This window comes from Microbacterium sp. 5K110 (assembly GCF_005774735.1).
Lineage (GTDB): Bacteria > Actinomycetota > Actinomycetes > Actinomycetales > Microbacteriaceae > Microbacterium.
Window position 1 is genome coordinate 23,695 of record NZ_VBUM01000037.1, and the last position, 8,583, is coordinate 32,277.

General features: G+C 70.5%; 8 protein-coding genes. 1 reads left to right on the forward strand and 7 read right to left on the reverse strand.

The features are described from left to right. Window positions 1-10 precede the first annotated feature (10 nt). Together FE256_RS10055 and FE256_RS10060 are read right to left on the reverse strand one after the other, a co-directional pair. Complete coding sequence (locus FE256_RS10055; RefSeq protein ID WP_138175240.1) at window positions 11-412, reverse strand: arsenate reductase ArsC; 402 nt, start codon at window positions 410-412, stop codon at window positions 11-13. An 18-nt stretch (window positions 413-430) separates the two neighbouring features. After that, window positions 431-1,093, reverse strand: a complete 663-nt coding sequence (locus FE256_RS10060; protein WP_138175242.1) for a metalloregulator ArsR/SmtB family transcription factor — start codon at window positions 1,091-1,093, stop codon at window positions 431-433. 77 nt (window positions 1,094-1,170) lie between these two features. Here FE256_RS10060 and FE256_RS10065 point away from each other — a divergent pair, with 77 nt between their 5' ends. Further along, complete coding sequence (locus FE256_RS10065) at window positions 1,171-1,755, forward strand: dihydrofolate reductase family protein (RefSeq protein WP_138175244.1); 585 nt, start codon at window positions 1,171-1,173, stop codon at window positions 1,753-1,755. On the opposite strand, the gene FE256_RS10070 is transcribed toward FE256_RS10065, so the two are convergent. From FE256_RS10070 to FE256_RS10090, 5 genes are all read right to left on the reverse strand, one after another. Then, complete coding sequence (locus tag FE256_RS10070) at window positions 1,713-2,513, reverse strand: SGNH/GDSL hydrolase family protein (protein ID WP_171024289.1); 801 nt, start codon at window positions 2,511-2,513, stop codon at window positions 1,713-1,715. The genes FE256_RS10065 and FE256_RS10070 overlap by 43 nt on opposite strands. A gap of 141 nt (window positions 2,514-2,654) precedes the next feature. After that, a complete protein-coding gene (locus FE256_RS10075) occupies window positions 2,655-3,995 on the reverse strand; it encodes an MFS transporter (RefSeq protein ID WP_138175246.1) in 1,341 nt (446 codons plus the stop codon). Further along, window positions 3,992-5,050, reverse strand: coding sequence for an LLM class flavin-dependent oxidoreductase (locus FE256_RS10080; protein ID WP_138175248.1), 1,059 nt, complete (start codon window positions 5,048-5,050; stop codon window positions 3,992-3,994). Before FE256_RS10080 ends, FE256_RS10075 begins: the two co-directional genes overlap by 4 nt. A 94-nt stretch (window positions 5,051-5,144) precedes the next feature. Then, window positions 5,145-6,821 carry a DUF885 domain-containing protein gene (locus FE256_RS10085; RefSeq protein WP_138175250.1) on the reverse strand — a complete coding sequence of 559 codons (1,677 nt, stop codon included), beginning with the start codon at window positions 6,819-6,821 and terminating at the stop codon, window positions 5,145-5,147. A 70-nt stretch (window positions 6,822-6,891) separates the two neighbouring features. Further along, the coding region (locus FE256_RS10090; RefSeq protein WP_252370973.1) for a DNA polymerase at window positions 6,892-8,583 on the reverse strand (1,692 nt) is incomplete at its 5' end.

Here is an 8,583-nt window from a genome sequence, read left to right on the forward strand (position 1 = left end):
CCGACACCGATCACTCCCCCGCGAGCTCGCCGATCAGCGTCTCGACGCGACCGCGGATGTCGTCGCGGATGTGCCGGACCGCCGTGGCAGCCTGGCCCGCCGGGTCGTCGAGCTGCCAGTCCTCGTACCGCTTGCCGGGGAAGATGGGGCACGCGTCGCCGCAGCCCATCGTGATGACGACGTCCGATTCGCGGACGGCATCCACCGTCAGGATCTTCGGGGTGTTCCCCGCGATGTCGATGCCCTCCTCGGCCATCACCTCGATCGCGACGGGGTTGATCTGCTCCTTCGGTTCCGAGCCCGCCGACAGCACGTCGATGCGGTCGCCCGCGAGGTGCCGCAGGTAGCCGGCGGCCATCTGGGACCGGCCGGCGTTGTGGACGCAGACGAACAGAACGGTGGGACGTGACATAGGTCTCTCTCTTCGGGGTCACGCGGCGCGCACGTGCGGCAGCAGGGCGTCGATGCGGTGGGAGATCTCGTCGAACGCGGCCTCGAACGAGGCGCGGGTGCCGACCCGGACGGGGTCGGGGATCGACCAGTGCAGATCGGTGGATGCCACGGACTCGCGCGCGCGGTCGCACACGGTGATCCGCAGATCGTCGGGGCGTGCCACCTCGTCGAGGGTCTTCGGGGTGGCGTCGGACAGGTCGAGTCCGTGGGCGGCGGCGACGGCGACGGCACCTTCCGCGACGCCGTCGGCGGGCAGGGTTCCGGCGGACGCTGTGGTGATCGACGTGCGCGCCCGCCACAGATACTCGGCGAGCCGCGACCGGGCGGAGTTCGCGGTGCACACGAACACCACGCGAGGGGCGCGCAGATCGCCGACGCCCTCCTCGGACGGCAGGGCGTCCGCGACGAGGCGCACATAGCTGCGGCGTCCGTCACCCTCCGAGCGGCGACGATCCACCAGCCCCGCCGCCTCGAGAACCTTGAGATGGTGGGACAGGAGATTGGATGCCACCCCCACCCGCTCCCCCAGCTGCTGCGGCGACAGATCGCCGAGGGCGAGGAGATCGACGACGCGCAGGCGCGCCGGATCCGACAGCGCGGCGTGGCGCGCGGCACGGAGTTCGATCGACGGAACGGGCATGCCTCAATGATTGTTGAGTTAATGCCGGAGGTCAAGTCCGGCTCCGCAATGTCGGACGTCGCGGCTATCGTGCGGGCATGAACCGCACGATCTTCCACACCGCCACCACCCTCGATGGACACCTCGCGACCGACGACGACGGGCTTGCGTGGCTCTTCGCCGTTCCCGGCAGCGACGACGCCGAGGCGGCTTTCGGCGACTTCATGGTGGGCGTGGGTGCGATGGTGATGGGCACGGCGACCTACGAGTGGCTCCTCCGTCACGAGCGGCTGCTCGACGCGCCCGAGAAATGGACGGCGATGTACGGCACGCGGCCGACGTTCGTCTTCTCCTCTCGCTCGCTGCCGCCGATTCCGGGTGCGGACATCCGTCTCGTGTCGGGTGACGTGCGGGGGCATTCCGAGTCGATGCGGGATGCCGCGGGCACGGGTGACCTGTGGGTCGTGGGCGGCGGCGACCTTGCGGGTCAGTTCATCGATGCCGGGATGCTCGACGAGATCCGTCTCTCGATCGCTCCCGTGACTCTCGGCTCAGGAAAGCCTCTGCTCCCCCGGGTTCTCGGCGCCGACCGGCTGACCCTGGTCGCCGTGGAGCGCGCGGGGCAGTTCGTCGAGGTGGTCTACGAGGTCGCGAGGCCGTCGGACGAGGAGCCGCGGCCCTGAAGGGGCGTGAGCGCGGTCCAGCCCCCGCCGAACTTCGCGGCGCGGCCGTCGCCCGAGGATGTGCCGGTCAAGCGTCGGCGTACCCAGGGCGCCACGTGTTCGCGGTAGTACGCCGTGCCCTTCAGTCGCTGGCTGTCGGGGATGTCGCGCAGATGCCACCACTCCCCCGGCGCCGAAAGTCCGACCGACTCGAGCACCCGGGCGGCGACGCGGTGATGCCCGCGCGCGTTCATGTGCAGGCGGTCGACCGACCAGAACTCGGGGCCGGCGAGTTCGCGATCGAACCAGTTGTACGCGGTGATGACGTCGGGGCGGTGCTGCAGCCGTGCTTCGACGGCGTGCGACAGCCGGTCGCCGCGGGCCTGCACGACCCGCCCGAGCGGAAGCCCCGCCGACGGGTTCGCCCCCGACAGGACGATGAGCTGCACGCCCTCCTCGTCGCACCGCCGCACGACGTGGTCGAACACGTCGACGATCCGCTCGATCCCGGTACGCGGACGCAGCATGTCGTTACCGCCGCCGTTGAACGACAGATGCGTCGGTTTCAGAGCGAGCGCGGGCTCGAGCTGCTCGGCGACGATGGGCTGCACGAGTTTGCCGCGGATCGCGAGATTCGCGTAGTGGACCGGCTCGCCCGTGGCATCCGCCCATCCCTGCGCCGCGAGATCGGCCCAACCGCGGACGGTGCCGTCGGGCAGCTCATCGCCGACGCCTTCGGTGAACGAGTCGCCGATCGCGACGTAGCGCACGGATGCCATCCGCTCAGCCTACGCTCGGCGCGGGGTCTCACCGCGGGTGCGGCAGTCGGGTTCGGGGCGCGATCCGTGCTTTGGGGCGGATGATTCACGCCCCAAAGCACGAAATGCGCCCCCAACCGACCGCGGTGGAGGGGAACCGCGTCAGCCCTCGGCCAGTGCCCGGCCGCGCTCCTCGCGCAGGAACAGCGCCGCGACGACCGCGACCGCGAAGAACGCCGCGAACACCACGAACAGCAGCGGAGCACCGCCGACACCGAGCAGCGGCGGAACACTCAACGGCGCGATGATCGACGCGATCCGGCCCACGCCGGCCGCCCACCCGGCCCCGGTCGCCCGCAACGGCGTCGGATACGTCTCGGGGGTGGCGGCGTACAGCGCACCCCACGCGCCGAGGTTGAAGAACGACAGGGCCATGCCTGCCGCGATGATCGCCACCTCGCCCGAAGCCGTGCCGAAGAACACCGCGGCCACGGCGGAACCCGCGAGGAAGGTCGCGAGCGTCGCCCGGCGACCCCACGCCTCGATCAGCCAGGCCGCGACGGCGTAGCCGGGCAGCTGGGCGAGCGTGATGATGAGCGTGAAGCCGAAGGAGCGCACGAGGTCGTACCCCTGGGACACGAGGATCGTCGGGATCCAGATGAACGCCCCGTAGTACGAGAAGTTCACGCAGAACCACAGCAGCCACAGGGCGGTGGTCCGGCCGCGGAGCGGCGCCGCCCACAGAGCCGACACGCGGGCGCGCGGCGCGGCGTGCGACGGGCCCGTCTCCGTCGGGGCGGGAGTGAACGACACGCGACCTGCCGCGGCCTCGAAGTCGCGCACGATCGCCGAGGCCTCGGCATCCCTCCCCCGACTTGCCAGCCAGCGCGCCGACTCCGGGAGACCCCAGCGCACGATCAGCGCGTAGGCGGCGGGGATCGCGCCCAGCGCAAACGCCCAGCGCCACCCGTCTGCCGACGCCGGCACCACCAGATAGCCGATCACGGCCGCCGCGGTCCAGCCGATCGCCCAGAACGCCTCGAGGAAGACGATGACGCGTCCGCGCATGCGCGCCGGAGCGAATTCGCTCACATACGTCGAGGCGACCGGCAGTTCGGCCCCGAGTCCGAGACCGACGACGAACCGCAGGACGAGCAGGGCGGCCAGACCCCCGACCAGCGCGCTCGCCCCGGTCGCGAGGCCGTAGACCAGAAGCGTCAGGGCGAAGACCGAACGGCGACCGAAACGGTCGGCCAGCAGTCCGCCCAGGCTCGCGCCGATCGCCATGCCGGCGAAGCCCGCCGACGCGATCCATGACGCCTCGGTCGGCGCGAGCTGCCACTGCGCCGCGAGGGCCGCGATGACGAAGGAGATGAGCCCGACGTCCATGGCATCCAGTGCCCACCCGAGACCCGACCCGCCCAGCACGCGGCCGTGGCGGCGGGTGAACGGAAGGGCGTCGAGGCGGTCGGCGATGCGCGCGACGTCGGTCGAGGTGGTCACCGGATGCCGGCGGTCTCGGTGTCGGCGAGCATCTCGTGCACGAGCGGGAGGACGCGCGTGCCGTACAGCTCGATGCTCGACATGAGGCGATCGTGCGAGATCGAGCCGCTGGCGAACTTCAGCTGGAAGCGGGAGTTGCCCAGAGCCCGCACCGTCGCCGCGATCTTCCGGGCGACGGTCTCGGGCGAACCGATGTACATCGACCCCTCGGGTCCGACGTCATGCTGGAAACGCAGGCGGTTGTACTCGGGCCAGCCACGCTCGCGGCCGATGGTGTTGTTCAGCTCGGCGACGCCCTCGTAGGCCTCTTCCCACGCCTGCTGGTCCGTCTCGGCGACGTGTCCGGGCGAGTGCACCGAGATGGGCATCTGCGGCTTCCCCAGCTCGTCGAGCGACCGGCGGTACAGGTCGGCGAAGGGACGGAAGCGGGCCGAGGATCCCCCGATGGTGGCGAGCACCAGACCGTAGCCGTAGCGCGCCGCGCGCACCACGGACTCGGGAGAGCCGCCCACACCGACCCACGCCTTCAAGCCGTTCTCCGTCTTGGGGTACACGTCGGCGTCTTGCAGGCCGGCGCGAGTGCGTCCCTGCCACGTCACGGGCTTCTCGTCGAGAAGCAACGAGAACAGCTCGAGCTTCTCCTCGAAGAGCTGCTCGTAGTCGCGGAGGTCGTAGCCGAACAGCGGGAACGACTCGATGAACGATCCTCGACCGAGGATCACCTCGGCGCGGCCGTTCGAGACGGCATCCAGGGTCGCGAACCGCTCGTACACGCGCACCGGGTCGTCGGACGAGAGCACCGTGACGGCGGTGCCGAGGTGGATGTTCGACGTCCGCGCGGCGGCGGCGGCGAGCACGATCTCGGGGCTCGTGACGGCGAAGTCCTTGCGGTGGTGCTCCCCCACGCCGAAGAACGACAGACCGACCTGGTCGGCGAGCACGGCCTGATCCACGACGTTGCGGATGGTCTGCGCGTCGGACTGCAGGCTGCCGTCGGGGCCGCGAGAGATGTCTCCGAAGGTGTCGAGTCCGAGCTCGACGGGGCGATCGTTCATGGCGTCTCCTTGCATTCGGATGAATGAACTTTATGCCCCCCGCCGCTATTCCCGTGAATCGGGGCGTCCCCTTTCGGGAACGCCCCGATCCGGATCAGGCGGATGCCAGTGCCTGGCGCAGCGTGTCGAGTCCGACGCCGCCGATGTCGAGCGCCTTCGTGTGGAACGCCTTCATCGAGAAGGCCGCTCCCTCGCGCTCGCGGGCCTCGTCGCGCACCTGCTCCCAGATGCGCTGGCCCACCTTGTACGACGGCGCCTGGCCCGGCCAGCCGAGGTAGCGGTTGACCTCGAAGCGGACGAACTCCTCGGGCATGTTGACGTTGCGCAGCATGAAGGCCAGGGCGTAGTCGTGGTCCCAGACACCCTCGCCGTCGAGCCGCGGCTTGCCCAGGTGCACGCCGATGTCGAGCACCACGCGGGCGGCGCGCATCCGCTGCCCGTCGAGCATGCCCAGGCGGTCGGCGGGGTCGTCGAGGTACCCGAGCTGTTCCATGAGGCGCTCGGCGTACAGTGCCCAGCCCTCGGCGTGACCGCTGGTCCCGGCGAGGAGACGCCGCCACGAGTTCAGTTCGCCGCGGTTGTAGACCGCCTGCGCGATCTGCAGGTGGTGGCCCGGAACGCCCTCGTGGTAGACGGTCGTCAGCTCGCGCCACGTGTCGAAGCTGTCGACGCCTTCGGGCACCGACCACCACATGCGTCCCGGGCGCGAGAAGTCATCGGTGGGGCCGGTGTAGTAGATGCCGCCCTCCTTCGTGGGGGCGATCATGCACTCGAGGCGCCGGATGGGCTCGGCGATGTCGAAGTGGGTGCGGCCCAGCTCCTCCACCGCGCGGTCGCTGGTCCGCTGCATCCACTCCTGGAGGGCCGCGGTGCCGTGGAGCTTGCGCGACTCGTCCTTCTCGAGGAACGCCACGGCCTCCTCGACGCTCGCGCCGGGGAGGATCTCGTTCGCGATCGACTCCTGCTCGGCGACCATACGAGCGAGCTCCGCGACGCCCCACTCGTAGGTCTCGTCGAGGTCGATCGTCGCGCCGAGGAATTGGCGCGAGTGCAGCGCGTACAGTTCGCGACCCACGCCGTCGGCCTCGCCCGCGACCGGGGCGAGCTCGGCCGACAGGAAGGATGCCAGGGCGTCGTACGCGACCCGGGCGGCCCCGGAGTTCTGCGCGAGGTCGCGCGCGAGCGACGCGGGTAGCTGGCCCTCGTCCGGGGCGGCGTCGCCGACGAACTCCGCGAAGAAGCCGGTGTCGGCCGTGTAGCGCCCGATCTGCGTCGCCACCTCGACGACCTGGCGTCGGGCGGGCACCACACCGCGGGCCATGCCCTCGCGCAGCGTCGCGATGTAGCCGTCGATGGCGCCCGGCAGTGCCTTCAGTCGCGTGGAGATCGTCGACCAGTCGTCCACCGTCGCCGTGGGCATGAGATCGAACGCCTGGCGCAGGTCCTGCGCGGGCGAGGCGATCACGTTGACGTCGCGCAGGTGGGTCTGGGCGGCGTGGAGCTCGAGATGCAGGTCGAGCTCGCGCCCCAGGTCCATCTTCGTGACCTCGTCGATCGCGTCGACGGGAGTGGCGTTGTCGAGGGCGGCCTTCGTGGCCCGCGCCTGGTCGGCGAGCTCGTTCGCGCCCTCGGGGCTGTAGTCGCCGAAGCGGTCGTTGAACTCGGTGCGTCCGATGTAGGTGGCGAGCGTGGGGACGCGCTCGGCCAGGGTGTCCACCCACGCATCGGCGATCGTGTCGATCGGCGTGGGGGTGCGTTGTGCATCAGTCATGCATCGAGCCTAGGGAAGGCACGGGACCCTGGCCACCCGGGGGCCGCGACCGCGGTCACGGATCCCGCCGTCAGTGCCCCGCTTCGTCCCAGTCGCCGCCCCGGCCGATCTGCACGTCGAGCGGCACCGTGAGGTCGGCCGCGTCAGCCATGCGCGCGCGCACGATCGACTCCACGGCATCCCACTCCCCCGGCGCGACCTCGACGACCAGTTCGTCGTGGATCTGCAGCAGCACGCGCGAACGCAGGCCCGCGGATGCCAGTTCGTTGCGGATGCGGAACAGGGCGATCTTCATGATGTCGGCGGCGCTGCCCTGGATCGGGGCGTTGAGCGCGGCGCGCTCGGCGTTCTCGCGCAGCACGCGGTTCATGCTGGTGAGGTCGGGGAAGGGACGCCGCCGGCCGCAGATCGTCTCGGTGTAGCCGTCCTGCCGGGCCTGCTCGACGGAGCCGCGCAGGTAGTCGCGCACCGCCCCGAACCGGGCGAAGTACTCGAGCATGAGCTGCTTGGCCTCGGACTGCTCGATGCGCAGCTGCTTGGACAGTCCGAAAGCCGACAGGCCGTAGACGAGGCCGTACGACATCGCCTTGACCTTCGTGCGCATCGCTGGGGTGACCTCGGAGGGCTCGACACCGAAGACGCGCGAACCGACGAACCGGTGCAGGTCTTCTCCGGAGTTGAATGCCTCGATGAGGCCGGGATCGCCGGACAGGTGCGCCATGATGCGCATCTCGATCTGCGAGTAGTCGGCGGTCAGCAGGGTCTCGTAGCCCTCGCCCACTTCGAACGCGGCGCGGATGCGACGGCTCTCTTCGGTGCGGATCGGGATGTTCTGCAGGTTCGGGTCGGTGCTCGACAGGCGCCCGGTCTGGCTGCCGGTCTGCACGTACGTCGTGTGGATGCGGCCGTCCGGGCCGATCGCCGCGTCCAACGCGTCGATGATCTGCTTGAGCTTCGTGGCCTCGCGGTGGCGCAGCAGCAGGTCGAGGAACGGGTGGTGCGCGTTCTCTTGCAGGTCGGCGAGGGCGGCGGCATCCGTGGTGTACCCGCTCTTGGTCTTGCGGGTCTTCGGCAGCTGGAGCTCGTCGAACAGCACTTCTTGCAGTTGCTTGGGCGAACCGAGGTTCACCTCGTGCCCGATCGAGGCGTAGGCCTGCTGCGCCAGCTGCTCGGCACGTTCGGCGAGCTCGCCCGAGAAGGCGGACAGCTTCTCGTGCGAGACGGCCACGCCCGCGAGCTCCATGCCGGCGAGGGCGCCGAGTGTGGGCAGCTCGATGTCGTCGAGGACGCCGGCGACCGATTCGGGCAGCTCGGCGCGCTGCGCCTCGGACACCCGGAGCACGTACCAGGACAGCTGGCCCGGGGTCGCCCCGTCGGTCTCGGGAACGAGTTGCGTCGGATCGGCCTCGGGCAGTTTCTCGTCGAGGTAGCGGTCGACGAGGTCGGCGAGCGTCTTGTCGGGGAAGCTTGGACGCACGAGCCATCCGGCGACGATCACGTCGTCGGCGATCCCTCCGACCACGACGCCCTCGCGGGCGAGGGCCTTGACCTGCGGCTTCGCGCCGGCGAACGCCTTCGGCGCATCGGATGCCAACCACCCGGCGAGGGCGTCCCGGACCGCGTCGCTCCACTCGGCCTCGGCCGCGGAGTCGGCCGTGGCCAGGCCGATGCGCGTCGGGGTCGACCCGACGAGGGCGAGAGTCACCCCCACGGTGCCCGTGGCGGCGGCGGCCCACGCGGCGATCTCCTGGGCGTCGAGGGG